The organism is Micromonospora sp. NPDC049799 (assembly GCF_040656655.1).
Classification (GTDB): Bacteria; Actinomycetota; Actinomycetes; order Mycobacteriales; family Micromonosporaceae; genus Micromonospora.
Genome location: NZ_JBFAMU010000014.1, coordinates 12,675 through 28,251, shown reverse-complemented (window position 1 = coordinate 28,251; position 15,577 = coordinate 12,675). Strand labels below are relative to the sequence as shown.

Genomic DNA, 15,577 nt, shown 5'->3' with positions numbered 1-15,577 from the left:
GGCGAGCGCGGCGGCCAGCGCGGCGCGGCCGGCTCGCCACCGGGCCAGCAGGTCGGGGGGCGGGGACAGGAACTCCTCCGCACCGTCGTCGACCAGCCGGCCCGGGTCGGGCGCGGAGGTCACCGAGGCGAAGAACGCCTCCACGTCGGTGGCGGCCAGCAGCGCCACGTGATCGGTCCAGGCGAGGTGTGCGATCTGGTGCCCGACCGTCCACCTGGGAGCCGGCGTGGGGCGCGCCCAGTCCTCCGGTGGTCTGCCGGCGACCAGGGCGTCCAGGTCCTCGGACTCGTCGGTCAGGTCCGTGAGCAGGTCCTTCAGGTCGACCATGGTGCCTCCGGGGGGTGCGGGCGGCCGGTCAGCGTTGGTGGGGCGCGAGGTTCTCGGGGGTGCGGTTCTCGGGGGTGAGCACGGTGGCGAGCTGGCGCTTCCAGGTGTGCAGCAGCGCGGCACGGCGGGACGAGTCGTCGCTCAGCAGGTTGGCCACGCCGAGCCCGCGCAGCAGGTCGAGGGTCGCCTGGACCGCCTCCCGTACGCCCGGACGGCGTTCGTCCACGCCGAGCAGGCCGACGGTCAGCCGGTGCATCTCGCGCCCGACCCGGGCCTCCAGCGGCACCAGGGCCTCGCGCAGCTCCCGGTCGGTGCGGGCGGCCACCCACAGCTCCAGGGCGGCGACGAAGAGCGGCCCGGTGAAGGCCGCACCGAGCAGGTCGATCACCCGGTCCAGCCGCTGCGGCCCCGCCGGCAGGGCCAACGCCTCGGTGCGCAGCTCCTCGGCCCGCCGCTCGGCCAGGTGCGCGACCGCGGCGGTCACCAGCGCGGCCTTGGTGGGGTAGTGGTGCAGTTGGGCGCCCCGGGAGACGCCTGCCCGGGCCGCGACCACGGTCGTCGTCGTGCCCGACCAGCCGTGCTCCACCAGGCACTCGACGGTCGCCTCCAGCAGCCGGGCCTGGGTGGCGCGGCTGCGCTCCTGTTGAGGGACGCGGGTCGATGCGGTGGGCACGGGGACAGCGTGCCGCGGCGCAAACAAACAGTCAAGACTGATTTTTTTTGTTCCGGCCGCGCTCCCACCGATCCTCGTGTCACTCACGACACTCGCACCCCGGAGCGAACGACTTCCGACGATTACCAGCGCCGTCACCCGCCCGCCGCTCATGATGCTGCTATATGCCCTGCTCCCGCTGCGGAAGCCGACGACAACGCAAACCGGCAGTTCCTCGGGACCGATCGCTCCGTACCGGACGACCACGCGGATATCCGCGACGCATACCGGCGACATCAGCGACATCGTTCGTAAACCGTGCGTATGTGGCTTCTCGTGAGAAGCATCCGCCGTCCGGCACGTCACCAGTGCGCCGGTCCCACGGTGAAATGTCGAAAGGATCTCCTGTGACCGCTCGCAAGGTGTTCCACTCGGTCTTCGCCCTGGCGCTCGCCCTCAACCTGGCCCTGGTGGCCGGGCCCGCGGGAGCGCGCGCGCCGGCCGTGCCCGCCGACGTGTGCGCGAACCCCGCCGGACGGGAGGCGGACGCGACCGGGGGCGCGTTCATGGTGGCGGCCGCTCACCCACTCGCCGCGCAGGCCGGTTGCCGCCTCATCGCCAAGGGTGGACGGGCGGCGGACGCCGCGGTGGCCGTCCAGGCCGTCCTGGCCGTGGTCGAGCCGCACGCCTCCGGGCTCGCCGGGGGCACCCTCATCAACTACTGGAACGCGGACGAGCGCGACGTCCGGTTCTTCGACGGCATGTCCCGGGCACCCGCCAACGTGACGGAGAACCTGAGGACACCGACGGAGGAGGAGCGTCGGGCGTTGCGGACCGACCGCTTCCCCACCGCGGCGTCCGCGACCGGGCGGTCGTTCGGGGTTCCGGGCACGCTCCGGGTACTGGGGGACGTGCACGCGGAGTACGGAGAACTTCCGTGGGACGAACTCTTCGACGACGCCATCCGGCTGGCCGCGGAGGGTTTTCCGATGTCCGCGAACCTGAACAGTGGTTTCGAGGAGCGCTTCAACGGCCGGAAACGGTGCAACTATCCCCAACTGCGCCCCCGGTACTGCGACGGTGACGAGCCGAAACCGGTGGGGACGACGATCCGTAATCCGGAGATCGCCGAGGTCCTGCGCGAGGTCCGGGACGGGGGCGCCACCGCCTTCTACGACCCGAACGGCACCATCGCCCCGGCGATCGTGAAGCATGTGACCGGGGACGAGATCAAGCTCAAGGGCAACACGGCGGGTCCCGTCGTGATCCCCAGTCTGATGACCGTGGAGGACTTCGCCGAGTACACGCCGGTGGAGCGGACCGAGGTGTGCCGCGATGCGTTCGGTGCGTCGGTCTGCACCTCACCGCCCGCGGCGTTCGGGGGAATCGCGGTGCTGCAACAGCTCGCGTTGCTCGAACGCGGTCAGGTGGGCAGGACGAAGCCCGGTTCGCCGGATCGTATCCACCTGTCGATCGACGCCAGCCGGCTCTCCAACCTCGATCGCCGGGCCTACGTCGGTGACCCCGAGTTCAACGGGGTGCCTGTGGAGGGACTGCTCGAGCCTCGCTATCTCGACTCGCGGTTCGCCCTCATCTCCCCGGATCGCGCGGTCGACCCAGTGGAACCCGGGGATCCGCCGGGGATACCGCCGACGGCGCCTGAGGTCGGTGACCAACCGCCCACCACGGACGTCGGCGATCCGACGAGCAACGTCAGCATCGTCGACGCCAAGGGCGACGCGATCTCCATGACGACGACCAACAACAGCCACTTCGGGTCGCACCTGGAGGCGCGCGGGATCATCCTGAACAACGCGCTGAACAACTTCACCGACACCTCGTCCGTCTCACCCGGCAAGCCGGTGAACGTGATGCAACCGAAGAAGCGCCCCACCGCTTCGATGGCCCCGACGCTCGTCCTCGACGACAAGGGGCGGGAACTCCGTCTCGTGGTGGGCGCCGCCGGTGGTTCGCACATTCCCGACTACGTGGCGCAGACCCTGGTCGGGGTGCTCGTCGACGGACAGACTCCTGCGGAGGCCATCGATCAGGGGCACTACAGCGGGCAGGACCTCACCCGCGACTGCGACGGAGTCAGGGGGGCTCCGTCGGAGATCGAAGCCGACAGACGGGTCGCTCTGCGGATCACCACCCTCGTGGAGCGTGAGCATCCCTGTCCCCGGGTGATCGCGTTGGACAGCGGCCTCACCGCCATTCAGGTACGCGGAGACCAACTGCTCGGCGCGGCGGACCAACGGCGCGACGGGGCCGCGGTCGGCGGTTGACCCGTTCCAGGACCCCGCGTTTCCGAACGGTACGGATTCACCTGGGTGGGGTGAGCCCTCCTCACCCCACCGCATCCCATGATCGAGACGGCGTTGGTTCCGAGATCGCGTCAGGGAGGAATTCGCCATGAGCAGCACGGGCGGAGATGATCAGTCCGCGCCGGACCGGCGGACTGACCAGGACAGGCATCGCGGCCGAGCCTCGGCCCCGACACCTGACGCCAACGCGCTGCCGCAGGAGCAGATGTTCGCGTGGCGGAGACGAGCACTCGACCAACAGTTGCCCGCCGCCGGGTTTCCCGCCGGCTCCGCCAGGCCGTCCCTGCTCTACCTGTGGGCGACCATGGTCCTGTCCGCGGGGATCGTCCTGGGGTTCGCGATTCACAGCCAACGCGCGGTGCCCCCGGCGGTGATCGACTCGCAGCGCGACAACGTGTCGAAGGTGGCCGCCAGCACCCGGCTGACCATCCAGCACTCCATCGACGAACTCGACCAACGGATCGCGGCGAGGAACCCGGCCACGCCCGACCCGGAGCTGCTCAAGCAGGTGGTGGGTGACGGATCGACCTGGAACGGGGCCGCGATCGTCGAGACGGCGTCCCGCCGCCCGCTGGCGACCCACGGTCCCGGGCTGCCGCTCGAACTCCTCCCGCCGGTGTTGCCGGCCAGCGGCACCTTCCCGGTCACCACCGCCGACGGTCCCGCGCTGGTGCGCGGCCTCGCGCTGGACGGCTCCCGGACCCTGCTCGCGGTCCAACCACTCGACGTGGACGAGTTGCGGCTCAACCCCAGCGCCCGGCAGGGCGTCTTCGTGCTCACGCCGGACGGCAAGAGCACCCTGATGCAGGGCGTCAGCGCCGTCGACCAGGTCCACCTGCCGGTGGTCTTCCGTGGTCTGGCGGGTTCGACGTCCAGCGAGGGCCGCCCGGTCCGGGTGGCCGAATGGCCGGACAAGCAACTGGTGGTGTCCTCCGCTCCCGTCGGCGAGACCGGCGCGACGCTGGCGACGATGATCGTGGCCGACGAGATGAGCGGCACTTCGCTCCCGCGCGGGGTGCTCATCGGCGTGACGCTGCTGCTCATGGCCGTACCGAGCTTTCTCCTGATGCGGCTGGCCCTGGTCGTCCCCGTACGGTCGCTGCTCGCCCAGGCGAAGGACATAGCGTGCGGATCCGTGCCCGACCGGCGGAGGCCGCTGCTGGTGGCCGAGGCCCACCGCATCGCGCGGGCGCTCGGTCCTCCGCCGGGCGATCCGTCCGGGGAAGGCACCGGGCGACGGGCGTGGCGCTGGCGGCCGACGGTGACCCAGGGCCTCGCCCTGGCCACCGTGGTGGCGCTCCTCTGGCCGGCGGCTGCGGCGGCGGCCACGCTGCGTGAACCGGAGCCGTCACTGCCCCAACAGCTCGTGCGGGACGAGGAGAGCCGCGCGGAGGCGGCCAGCACGCTGCTGGGCAAGGCGCTGAACAATGGTCTGGAGACGGTCATCCGCACCTCCCAGGCAGCCGAAGCCGGCAGCCCCGAGCAGGTGAAGCCCATGCTCGAGCACGAGCTCGCCGACCGGCAGCGGTTCCGCAGCCTGTACCTGATCGGGGCGGACGGGAAGACGGTGACGTCCGCCGGACGGGAGCCGCTCCGCAAGGAGCCGCTGAAGGGTGCGGGGGGCATCGACCTCGACGACAAGGTCGCGCGGCTGCCGGTGGTGTACGCCTTCCAGGTCGGAGCCAACGGTGTCGCGACCGTCGGCGAGTTCAACATCGACTACCTGCTGGAGATGCTGCGCGCGGTCGACGGACAGGTGCGGGTCGTCGACGAGGACCTGCGGACGGTGTTCGACTCGGAGGGGTTTCAGGCCTTCGAGGAGTTGGAGGGGACTGCGCGCGGTGCGGCGGCCCGGTCGTTGGAGGGGGGAACGGTCGGTCGGGCCACGAAGCCGGACGGAACCCCGGCCCTGATCGCCGCTGCCGGCCTGAACACACCGAACACGGTCAGCGGTCTGAAGTGGTCACTCGTCGTGGAGCAGGACCTGAACGGACTGCGACTCCCACAGAGTGACGGCCGACGGTGGACGCTGCTCGTCGCCGCCGCGGTAACCGGCGTCGTGGCGCTCACGCAGGTGTGGCAGTACTTCCTGTTCGCACGTCCCCTCCGACGGTTGGCCGCTTCGGCCGACAAGATCACTGCCGGATCGCTCGACACGCCCATCCCGCCGCAACGGCATGACGACATCGGCGCTCTGGCCGTCTGTCTCGAGGTCTGCCGGCAGGTACGTCAGGCTGGCTCGTCCCGGTTGGGCGGCGCCACCCGGTTGCGAGGCCCGGAGCACGACGCGACCGCCGTGCTTCCCGAGGTTCCGCCGCGAACCGGCCCGGAGCACGCCGACCGAAAGGAGAGGAGCTGACGTGGCGTACCTCTACCTCGTACTCGTTCTCTGCTGCCTGGCTCTGCTCGTCGGGGGGGTCGTCGAGCAACGTAACCACTACCGCAACCTGACCAGGATCCCGAACCGGGTGCTGGTGAACGGCATCCGGGGCAAGAGCTCGATCACGCGGCTGTGTGCGGGCGCCCTCCGTGGCGGTGGCCGCACGGTGGTGGCCAAGACCACCGGAACCGCCGCCCGCTTCATCTTCCCCGACGCCACGGAGGAGCCGGTCCACCGCAAGTTCGGCATCGCGAACGTGGTCGAGCAGATCGGCATCGTTCGCCGGGCAGCCGTCTACCACCCGGATGCCCTGGTCATCGAGTGCATGGCCGTGATGCCCGCGCTGCAGGAGACCAACCAGAGCAAGCTGATCCGCTCGAACATCGGAGTGCTCTGCAACGTCCGGGAGGACCACCTCGCCGAGATGGGACCCACCCTGGACGACGTCGCGCGATCGTTGAGCAGGTCCATGCCCGTGGGCGGGATCTGCATCACCGCCGAGCGCGATCGCCTGGACATCCTGCAGGAGGAGGCGGACCGGCGCGACTGCCACCTCATCGCCATCGACCCGGAATCGGTCACCGACAAGGAGATGGACGGTTTCGGGTGGATCACCTTCAAGGAGAACGTCGCGATCGCCCTGGCCGTGGCCGAACAGTTGGGCGTCGATCGACACAGTGCCCTCAAGGGCATGTGGGAGGCGCCGCCCGACCCCGGCGCGCTGTCCGTGGCGCGCGTCATCAGTGATGGAAAAAAGCTGCGGTTCGCCAACGTCTTCGCCGCCAACGACCCGGAGTCCACGCTCATGAACATCCAGCAGTTGCAGGACCAGCGGCTCATCACCCGCCCCCTGACGATGGTCATCAACTGCCGGCCGGACCGGATCGAACGCAACGGTCAGATGGGCGACATGAGTGGCCGCGTGCAGCCGGAGAAGATCGTCCTGATCGGCGAGGTCACCAAGAGCGCGCGAATGCGGGTGCCGGCGGAGCTCCAGGACCGCATCGTCGACATCGGGGGCAAGCTCGCCCCCGACTCGCTGCTGAAGGCGGTCACGGAGGCCACGCCGGCCGACTCCTCGATCGTCGCCGTCGGAAACATCCACGGGCAGGGCGAGGTGCTGATCCACGAACTGGCGGGCCTGCCGGGTTGGACCTGCGAGGACGGCTCACCATCCGCCTCCATGCTCCCGAAGACGACCGGGGAAAGGATCGACCGATGAACTTCGGTGGTGAACTCAGCGCTCAGTTGGCGACCGCGAGCCTCGGTATCGGGCTGGTGTTCGCGCTGCTGTGCTACCTGACCACGAACCTCTCGCCCGGCGGCATGATCACACCGGGCTGGATCGCCCTGACCCTGATCGAGGACCAGCTGCAAGCGGTGATCATCTTCGGGATGACGATCCTGACCTACCTGCTCACTCTCGTGCTCCAGCGGGTGGTCATCCTCTACGGAAAACGGCTCTTCGCGGCGATCGTGCTGCTCAGCGTGCTGTTGCAGCTCACCCTCTTCGTCATCGTGCAACGGGACCTGCCGTTGCTGTTCGCCCATCAGACGCTGGGCTTCGTCATTCCCGGGCTGATCGCGTACCAGCTGGTGCGTCAGCCACCGAAGGCGACCGTCCTGGCGACCGTCGTGGTCACGGGAATCACGTTCGGCCTGGCGTACAGCGGGGTCGTGGCGGGCTTCGTGCCGGTGACGTGATCGGCTGGTTGCCGAAAAGAGGCTCGACCACCACAGGAGCGGCATGGCCACCGCTTCCCGCCGGACACCTTCGAGAGGTCGACAACGCGGCGACCGCCGACATTCGTCACTTCGAGTGACAGCTCGGCGAGCGCTGGTAGCGTCCGAGGTGAGCCCTCCGTCGCGGTCGACAGGCGGGCGCTGGCAGCGCAAATGCCTCCGCAGCCAGCGGTAGACGAGTCAGATGTGGGTACGCCAACCTGTCCGGCCACTCCGCGCGGTAACACCGAGGAGGAATCGTGCAGGATCAGTACGAGAATCCAGGCCGCACCCGGTGGCGGCGCTTCGCCGCGATGACGGTACCGGCCGCTGCGGTGGCAACCGCCGTCGTGTTCGGCATTTCGAGCGGCGCGGTGGCGGCGTCGTTCGCGGTGTCCGGCCAGACCTTCAAGGTGTCCGCCACCGAACTGCGGGGCGAGGGCTTCGTGCAGTACGGGGGAGTCGCCCAGGAGGTCGACGGCACGAGGAATCCGGTGGCGGTGACGGGCATCCGCGAGGCCGAGTTCGTGGACCTCTGCCAGTCGGTCAAGTCTCCCGGCATCCCCGTGGTCCTGACCATCAGGGCGGGTGGCGACGGCAGGCCCGCCACCGCCAGCGATCTGGTGGTCGACGCGGTGTCGCTGGAGGGCGACGTGGTGTTCCAGAACATCAACATCGGGCAGGACGCATCGACGCTGGAGGGTGGCCCTCCGGGCGCGAGGGGTGAACCGGGGACCTTCGGCCAGCAGGCCGACGCGGTCACCATCACGAATCTCCGCCAGGTGGCCCGGGCGACCCAGGCAGGGACGTTCAATCTCCGCGGACTCAAGTTGAAGGTCAACGTCGGGGAAGCCGCGAAGGAATGCTTCTGAGCCTGACAGGGGGTGCACGTGGCAGATGCCAAACCGCGTCGGATCCGGTTCAACCGGTACCTCGGTCCGTGGGATGCCTTCCGCCGCTGGCGCCGGAGCCGGCCATTCTGGGGCGGGCTCCTGACCGGTCTGGCCGGTCTGGAGATCTTCGGCACGACCCAGATGTCGTTCAGCAACCTCACTCTCCAGCTGGGTCCGACCGGCTTCCTGTCCTGGCTGATACCCGTCCTCCTGTTCACCTGCGGGCTCCTGATGTGGGTCACTCCGCAGCAGCGGGTCCTCTACGCGGTGGTCGCCGTGGTGGCCGCGGTCTACAGCCTGATCGGAGTCAACCTCGGCGGTTTCCTCCTCGGTGCCGTGCTCGGCACGATCGGGAGCGGCCTCGGGTTCGCCTGGATGCCGGGCAGACAGCCGGCCGGTCCGGCGCCGTCCGAGAGCGCGGCGGCCGACGATGGTTCGGATGCCGACGGCGAGCCGGACCCAGGGACGTCCACCGACGATCGGCCGGATGGTGACCGGGCCGCCGGGCCGGACCAGGATGCTCCGGCCCACGACGACACCGCCTCCGAGGGGCCGGGCGCGGGCAACCGGCCTTCGCGTGACGGCTGATGGCGAGCAGGGGCGGCCGGCGGGTGGCTCAGCCGACGGTACCCTCGGCGCCCTGGCAACGGGACCTGCCGATCGTCGCGGTGCTCCTGGGACTGCTGGGCCTCTCCGCCGCGGCGACGCTGACCGGGCCCGGATCCGCCCTGGCCTGCGCCCCGGCGCCACCGCCGGCCGGCACGGTCGGCCCTCCGCCGTCGACACCGCCGGCGGGCTGCGCGACGCCGTCCCCCGCTCCCTCCACCGGTAGCCCTCGGCCGACGCCGTGGCCGCGGATCACCCTCGATCCGGGACAGCCACTGGTGGCGGCCAGACCCCGGCGGCTGAGTGGATCCCAGATGACGATGACCGACCTACGACTCGAGGGCGTCGTCGACCTTCCCACCGCTGACGGCCCCCTCACGGTCTTCAAGTTCACGGCGCAGCGTGCGGTGGTCGACGAGTTCCACCTGGAACCGTCCGGTGCGGCAGGATCTACCCGGCGACCACCGGCGCCGGCCAGCCGGTTGACCGTGCAGGACGGGGCCGCCTTCTACGCCACGCGTCTCGTCGGCCGTCTGCTGGGCATCGAGATCACCCTGCGGCCCGACCTGCCCGTGCCTGATCCACTCGCATCAATGCGTTTCGCCTCGGCGACCCTTGCCGAGCCGGCCATCGACGTGGCCTTCATCAAGGGTGGCGTGGTCAGTACGGGTGCGACCCTCGACCGCGCGGGCGGGACCCCGATACCCCCACGGAATCGCGGTGGTGGCTGATAGACAGAAGGTATGCGGACGGCACTCGCGATCCTGCTCGTCGTGGTGGCCGCCGTCGGTCCCCACCACCCGACCGCCGGGGCCACGCTGCCCGCGGCGGCACACCGTGAGGCCCGGTTCGTGGTCCTCTCCGACGTCGACCCGCGCATCCTCACCGACATCCGGTACGCGACGGCACACAACTTCGTGGGTCGACCGGTTGCCGGCTATGCCGAACCGCTCTGCCTTCTCACCCGTACGGCGGCAGAGGCGCTGCGCAGAGCGCAGGACGCCGCGCTCGCTCAGGGGCGCAGCCTCAAGGTGTACGACTGCTACCGCCCGCAGCGGGCCGTCGACGACTTCATCACCTGGGCCCGGCAACCGGGGCAGGACCGGATGCGGGCCGAGTTCCATCCCCGGGTGGCGAAATCGGACCTCTTCGCCAGGGGCTACATCGGCGCACCGACGTCCCACAGTGGGGGCAGTACGGTCGACATCACCCTGGTCGACGTGCCGCCCCGCAGCCAACCGGCCTTCGGCCCGGGACAGCCGCTGGTCTCCTGCATCGCACCGCAGCGACAACGGTTCCCCGACAACAGCGTCGACATGGGCACCGGCTTCGACTGCTTCGACCCTCTCGCACACACCGGGTCGACCGAGGTGACCGGTCCGGCGCGGGACAACCGCCGCATGCTCGGGCGGCTGATGTCCGACGCCGGTTTCGTCAACTACGACAGCGAGTGGTGGCACTTCCGTCACCGCGACGAGCCGTGGCCCGACAGGTACTTCGATCTGCCGGTGGCCCGGTCCTCGACGCGCTGACCGGTGACGCGGGCACGTCCGGCCCGGACCGTGGAACGGTCCGGGCCGGACGATGCCGTACGGGTCAGACGCGGGCGCGGCGGGCCAGGCGCTCGGGGTCGAGGATGATGATGCTCTTGCCGTCCAGCCGGAGCCAGCCGCGCGAGGCGAAGTCGGCCAGAGCCTTGTTGACGGTCTCCCGGGAGGCGCCGACGAGTTGGGCGATCTCCTCCTGGGTGAGGTCGTGCGTGACGCGCAGGACGCCCCCGTCGCGGGTGCCGAAGCGGCCGGCCATCTGGAGCAGGTTCTTCGCCACCCGGCCGGGCACGTCGGTGAAGATCAGGTCGGCCAACGAGTCGTTGGTCCGGCGCAGCCGCCGGGCCAGGACCCGCAGCAGCTGCTCGGCGATCTCCGGCCGGTTGTTCAGCCATGGGCGCAGGGCCTGCTTGCGCAGCCGTACCAGGCGGGTGTCGGTCACCGCCGTGGCGGTCGCCGTACGTGGACCCGGGTCGAAGAGCGACAGCTCACCGACCATGTCCGACGGCCCCATGACCGCGATCAGGTTCTGCCGGCCGTCCGCCGCCCGGCGGCCGACCTTGATCTTGCCGGACAGCAGGATATAGAGACTGTCGCCGGGCTCGCCCTCGTTGAAGACGACCTCGCCCTTGCGGACCTCGATCGTCTCCATCTCCTTGGCGAGCGCCTCGGCAGCCTCCGGGTCGACGCCCTGGAAGATCCCGCTGCGGGCCAGTACCTCGTCCATCGCGCACCTCCGCCTGCGCGTGCCGTCCGTCGGCCGGGTCCGCCGTCCGCTGATCCCTCGCGCGTGGCCAGTCTAGGCGCACGTGAGCGGCGATCAGAGGTGCACCCCTGGAATCTTGATCGGTGGACGTAACCCCCCGGACGTCGTCGGGCAGTACCATCGCGCGCCCGCCCGGGTGCCGGTCCCCCGGCGAACACGCAGGTCGTAGGGTCATCACGTGCTGAGCGACCCCCTGCTGACCACCCGCCGCGAGGACGGGCGGGACGTGCCGATGCTGGTCTGGCGCCTCGCGCACCCGCTACTGGCCGTAAGCTCCGCGCCACTCGGCGGCGGGCTCGGTCCGCGGAACTGGGTGGTCAACGCGACCGTGCCCATGTCGTACGACCGGGACGACCCGGCCGACCACCTGGCCCGGCTCGCCGACCAGCTCGGCCTCGGCGGGCCCGGGGTCGGCCTGCTGACCGGTGTCGACGTGGCGGAGGTGGTGGGCCGCGACGACGGCGGCGTCCGGGTGTGGGCCACCGTCGGGCTGGGCACGCCGGTCCAGGCGGCCGCGCCACCGCCGGCCGCGCTGGCCCAGCGGGTGGGAACGGTCAACATCGTGGCGTACGTGCCGGCCCGGCTCTCCGTCGCGGCCCTGGTCAACGCCGTGGCGACCGCGACCGAGGCGAAGGTCCAGGCCATCGCCGAGCTGGGGCTGCCCGGCACCGGAACCCCGACCGACGCGGTCACCGTCCTCTGCCCGACCGACGGGCCGGAGTCGGCGTACGGCGGGCCGCGCTCGACCTGGGGCGCACCGCTCGCCCGCGCGGTGCACGCCGCCGTCACCGCCGGGGGCGTCGGCACCGTGGTCCCGTGGTCGGACCGGTTGGCGGGCTGAATCTCGCACCGATCGGCTCTCGTGGGCGCGCCGACCGCCCGGTAGGGTCGCGGGCGATGTACTCTGCCGCCTCCCTTCCGACCCGCCCGCGTCGCCGCCTGGCGCTCGCGGTGGGTGTGCTGCTGTCGGCCCTGCTCGCCACCGGCTGTGCCGGGGAAGAGCCCGACGCCGGCGCGGTCTGGCAACCCGGGGCGGGTGGCGGTGGCACCGGCGCCCCGGTCGCCACGAGCGGCGCCCCCGAGCCGGACGGCGCGGCGGCGATCTCCCTGTCCGCGACCGGCGACATCATCATGGGCAACGCGCCCAACCGGCTGCCCTCCAACGGCGGCAAGGGCTTCTTCGACTCTGTCAAGAAGGCGCTCGCGGCCGACCTGGTCATGGGCAACCTGGAGGAGCCGCTCACGGTCGACACCGGCACCGGCAAGTGCGGCCCCAACTCGACCCGCTGCTTCCAGTTCCGGGCCCCGCCGGAGTACGCGGCGCACCTCAAGGACGCCGGGTTCGACCTGCTCAACCAGGCCAACAACCACGGCTACGACTACGGGCCGAAGGGCTACGAGAACACCCAGGCCGCGCTGGAGAAGTACGACCTCGCGCACACCGGGGCGCCCGACCAGATCACCGTGGTCGACGTCAAGGGCGTGAAGGTCGCGGTGGCCGGCTTCTCCTCGTACGTGTGGTCCAACCCGCTGACCGACATCCCCGCGGCCAAGAAGGTGATCGCCGAGGCGGCCGGCATGGCCGACGTGGTGGTCGTGCAGGTGCACATGGGCGCCGAAGGGGCGGCCATGACGCGGGTCGAGCCGGGCAGCGAGATCTTCCTCGGCGAGAACCGGGGCGACCCGGTGAAGTTCTCCAAGGCGATGATCGACGCCGGAGCGGACCTGATCGTCGGGCACGGGCCGCACGTGCTGCGGGGCATGGAGTTCTACAAGGGCCGGCTGATCGCGTACAGCCTGGGCAACTTCGCCGGCGGGGGCAACTCGCTCAACAACGACGGCCGGCTCGGCTGGGGCGGGGTGCTCAAGGTGTCGCTGGAGCCGGACGGGACGTGGGCCGGCGGCTCGTTCGTCTCGACGTACATGAACGACGCCGGCAAGCCGACGATGGACGCCGACGACCGGGGCCTCGGCCTGGTGCGGGACCTCAGCGCCGACGACTTCCCGAAGACCGGGGCGCGGTTCGACGACTCCGGGAAGATCAGCCCGCCGGCGGGCGGCTGAACCGCCGACGCGTCGCCGCCCACCGCCCGCACCGCCGCGTGGACGCGGCAATGGGTCGGTCCGGCGACGTAGGCTGGCCGGCGTGACCACCAGCTCCGCTCGCGCCGGCGAGACCGACCTCGGGCGTACCCGCCGTGCCCGGCGGATCGGCCGGGCGCTGACCGAGACCCACCCCGACGCGCACTGTGAACTCGACCACTCCAACGCCCTGGAGCTGGCCGTCGCGACGATCCTCTCCGCGCAGTGCACGGACAAGAAGGTCAACGAGGTCACCCCAAAGCTCTTCGCCCGTTACCCGAGCGCCGCCGACTACGCGGGGGCCGACCGGGGCGAGATGGAGGAGCTGATCCGGCCGACCGGCTTCTACCGCAACAAGACCGACTCGCTGATCAAGCTCGGCCAGGCGCTCGTCGACCGGTACGACGGCCGTGTCCCCGGCCGGCTCGCCGACCTGGTGACGCTCCCCGGCATCGGCCGCAAGACCGCCAACGTCATCCTCGGCAACGCCTTCGACGTCCCGGGGATCACCGTCGACACCCACTTCCAGCGGCTCGTGCAGCGGTGGCGGCTCACCACCGAGACCGACCCGGTCAAGATCGAGCACGCGATCGGCGCGCTGTTCCCCCGGCGCGACTGGACGATGCTGTCGCACCGGATCATCTTCCACGGCCGGCGGGTCTGCCACGCCCGCAAGCCCGCCTGCGGCGCCTGCACGTTGGCGAAGCTCTGCCCGTCGTACGGCACCGGCCCCACCGAGCCCGCCGCGGCGGCGAGGCTGCTCAAGGGTCCCCGCGCGCGGGACCTGGCGATCGCCGCCGGGGTCGACCCGGACCTGGTGCCCGCCCAGGCGGCCGTGGCGGACGTGCCGTGAGCAAGCGACTCGCCCTGCTGCTCGTCCCGGCGCTGCTCGCCGTCGCGGGCTGCACCACCTCCACCGACACCGGGGAGGTGGCCACCAGCCGGGAGAAGGCGGCGAACAGCCGACCGTCGCCGTTCGCCGACTGCGCCGGTCTCGGCGCCCCGCTGCCCTCCGCCGCGCCGCCCGCCTCCACCGCGCCGGCCGGTTCCGGCCCCGGCACCGGGAAGGCGCTGCCCGAGCTGTCCCTTCCCTGCTTCACCGGCGGCACCCCGGTCGCGCTGCGCGACATACGCGGGCCGGCGGTCATCAACGTCTGGGCGTCCTGGTGCCCGCCCTGCCGCAAGGAGCTGCCCGCCTTCCAGCGCCTGAGCGAACGCGCGGCCGGCCAACTGCGGGTGGTCGGCGTCAACAGCCGGGACGGCCGCGAGGCCGCGCAGTCCATCGGTGAGGACTTCGGCGTGCGCTTCCCGGTGGTCGTCGACCAGGGTGAGGCGTTCCAGCGGGCACTGGAGCGCAACGCCATTCCGCTGACCGTCCTCGTCGACGGGCAGGGCACCGTCCGGCACGTCGACGCCTCCGGGGCGCTGGACGACGCCCGCCTCGCCGAGCTGGTCCGGCGGCACCTGGGCGTGGCGGTGCCGGCGTGACGCGGCAGCCGCCCGGTTGGGTCGACCCGCTGCTGACCCGGCTCGGCAGCGCGCGCACCGAGGACTTCACCCGCCTTGCCACGCCGGAGACCGGGGGCCGGGAGAGCGCGGTGCTGGTGCTGCTCGGCGAGGAGCCCGGCAACGGCCCGGACGTGCTGATCCTCCAGCGGGCCGCGACCCTGCGCAATCACGCCGGCCAGCCGGCCTTTCCCGGCGGCGCGGCCGACCCCGGTGACGCCGACGCCGCCGCCACCGCGCTGCGCGAGGCGAACGAGGAGGTCGACCTCGACCCGTCCAGCGTCACCGTCCTCGCCGAGCTGCCGAAGCTGTGGATCCCGGTCAGCGACTTCGTGGTGACCCCGGTCCTCGCGTGGTGGCACGAGCCGCACCCGGTGCACCCCCGGGAGCCCGCCGAGGTGGCGCACGTGGCCCGGCTTCCGGTCACCGAGCTGGTCGATCCGGAGAACCGGATGCGCGTACGCCATCCCAGCGGCTGGATCGGTCCGGCGTTCTCCGCCCGCGGGATGCTGGTCTGGGGGTTCACCGCCGGGGTGCTCTCCACGCTCCTGGAGATGGGCGGTTGGGCCCGACCGTGGCCGCGTGGCCGGGTGGTCGAGCTGCCGCCCACCGGGGCGGACCCGGCGCCGTCGGCGGGCACCGACGTGGTCGACGAGACGCGCGTCCGCTGATCCGGCCGGCGGACCCACCAGCTCCCGGGATGCCGGTGCGCCGACCGGACGGTCACCTTCCGCAAGCGATGGTCATCTCGCGGGCGATGTGCCCGTACGCT

General features: G+C 71.3%; 15 protein-coding genes and 1 pseudogene. 13 read left to right on the top strand and 3 right to left on the bottom strand.

Going from position 1 to position 15,577, the window contains the following annotated elements; genetic code table 11:
- Together AB0I76_RS02955 and AB0I76_RS02950 are read right to left on the bottom strand one after the other, a co-directional pair.
- Window positions 1-327 (bottom strand): maleylpyruvate isomerase family mycothiol-dependent enzyme (locus AB0I76_RS02955; RefSeq protein ID WP_357029086.1); only part of this gene is annotated, 327 nt, incomplete at its 3' end.
- Between the two features lie 28 nt (window positions 328-355).
- On the bottom strand, window positions 356-1,000 hold the full coding sequence (locus AB0I76_RS02950; protein WP_357029083.1) for a TetR/AcrR family transcriptional regulator: 645 nt from the start codon (window positions 998-1,000) through the stop codon (window positions 356-358).
- A gap of 386 nt (window positions 1,001-1,386) precedes the next feature.
- Here AB0I76_RS02950 and AB0I76_RS02945 point away from each other — a divergent pair, with 386 nt between their 5' ends.
- The 8 genes and pseudogenes from AB0I76_RS02945 (at window position 1,387) to AB0I76_RS02910 (ending at window position 10,436) form a co-directional block, all read left to right on the top strand.
- Window positions 1,387-3,264 carry a gamma-glutamyltransferase gene (locus tag AB0I76_RS02945; protein WP_357029080.1) on the top strand — a complete coding sequence of 626 codons (1,878 nt, stop codon included), beginning with the start codon at window positions 1,387-1,389 and terminating at the stop codon, window positions 3,262-3,264.
- Window positions 3,265-3,508: 244 nt separating this feature from the next.
- Entirely contained in the window at window positions 3,509-5,662 is a 2,154-nt protein-coding gene (locus tag AB0I76_RS02940) for a HAMP domain-containing protein (protein ID WP_357029077.1), read from the top strand.
- 1 nt (window position 5,663) lies between these two features.
- The gene (gene pgsB, locus AB0I76_RS02935) at window positions 5,664-6,905 is read left to right on the top strand and encodes a poly-gamma-glutamate synthase PgsB (protein ID WP_357029074.1); all 1,242 of its coding nucleotides are present in this window, start codon (window positions 5,664-5,666) and stop codon (window positions 6,903-6,905) included.
- Entirely contained in the window at window positions 6,902-7,387 is a 486-nt protein-coding gene (locus AB0I76_RS02930) for a poly-gamma-glutamate biosynthesis protein PgsC/CapC (protein WP_357029071.1), read from the top strand. The genes pgsB and AB0I76_RS02930 overlap by 4 nt, the downstream gene beginning before the upstream one ends.
- A 278-nt stretch (window positions 7,388-7,665) precedes the next feature.
- Window positions 7,666-8,277, top strand: a complete 612-nt coding sequence (locus AB0I76_RS02925) for a DUF6230 family protein (protein WP_357029068.1) — start codon at window positions 7,666-7,668, stop codon at window positions 8,275-8,277.
- Window positions 8,278-8,295: 18 nt separating this feature from the next.
- Window positions 8,296-8,673, top strand: a pseudogene (locus AB0I76_RS02920) (DUF6114 domain-containing protein); the annotation flags it as partial.
- A 545-nt stretch (window positions 8,674-9,218) separates the two neighbouring features.
- The gene (locus AB0I76_RS02915) at window positions 9,219-9,635 is read left to right on the top strand and encodes a hypothetical protein (RefSeq protein ID WP_357029065.1); all 417 of its coding nucleotides are present in this window, start codon (window positions 9,219-9,221) and stop codon (window positions 9,633-9,635) included.
- 12 nt (window positions 9,636-9,647) lie between these two features.
- Complete coding sequence (locus tag AB0I76_RS02910; protein WP_357029062.1) at window positions 9,648-10,436, top strand: M15 family metallopeptidase; 789 nt, start codon at window positions 9,648-9,650, stop codon at window positions 10,434-10,436.
- 64 nt (window positions 10,437-10,500) lie between these two features.
- On the opposite strand, the gene AB0I76_RS02905 is transcribed toward AB0I76_RS02910, so the two are convergent.
- Complete coding sequence (locus tag AB0I76_RS02905) at window positions 10,501-11,178, bottom strand: Crp/Fnr family transcriptional regulator (protein WP_007073398.1); 678 nt, start codon at window positions 11,176-11,178, stop codon at window positions 10,501-10,503.
- Window positions 11,179-11,395: 217 nt separating this feature from the next.
- Between AB0I76_RS02905 and AB0I76_RS02900 the strand changes: the two genes are divergently transcribed.
- The 5 genes from AB0I76_RS02900 to AB0I76_RS02880 all read left to right on the top strand — a co-directional run bounded on the left by AB0I76_RS02900 (window position 11,396) and on the right by AB0I76_RS02880 (window position 15,476).
- Complete coding sequence (locus AB0I76_RS02900) at window positions 11,396-12,058, top strand: adenosylcobinamide amidohydrolase (protein ID WP_357029057.1); 663 nt, start codon at window positions 11,396-11,398, stop codon at window positions 12,056-12,058.
- A 56-nt stretch (window positions 12,059-12,114) separates the two neighbouring features.
- Window positions 12,115-13,281, top strand: coding sequence for a CapA family protein (locus AB0I76_RS02895; protein WP_357029054.1), 1,167 nt, complete (start codon window positions 12,115-12,117; stop codon window positions 13,279-13,281).
- A gap of 82 nt (window positions 13,282-13,363) precedes the next feature.
- Window positions 13,364-14,152, top strand: coding sequence for an endonuclease III (gene nth / locus AB0I76_RS02890; protein WP_357029051.1), 789 nt, complete (start codon window positions 13,364-13,366; stop codon window positions 14,150-14,152).
- The gene (locus tag AB0I76_RS02885; RefSeq protein WP_357029048.1) at window positions 14,149-14,787 is read left to right on the top strand and encodes a TlpA disulfide reductase family protein; all 639 of its coding nucleotides are present in this window, start codon (window positions 14,149-14,151) and stop codon (window positions 14,785-14,787) included. Before nth ends, AB0I76_RS02885 begins: the two co-directional genes overlap by 4 nt.
- Window positions 14,784-15,476, top strand: coding sequence for a CoA pyrophosphatase (locus tag AB0I76_RS02880; RefSeq protein WP_357029045.1), 693 nt, complete (start codon window positions 14,784-14,786; stop codon window positions 15,474-15,476). Before AB0I76_RS02885 ends, AB0I76_RS02880 begins: the two co-directional genes overlap by 4 nt.
- Window positions 15,477-15,577 lie beyond the last annotated feature (101 nt).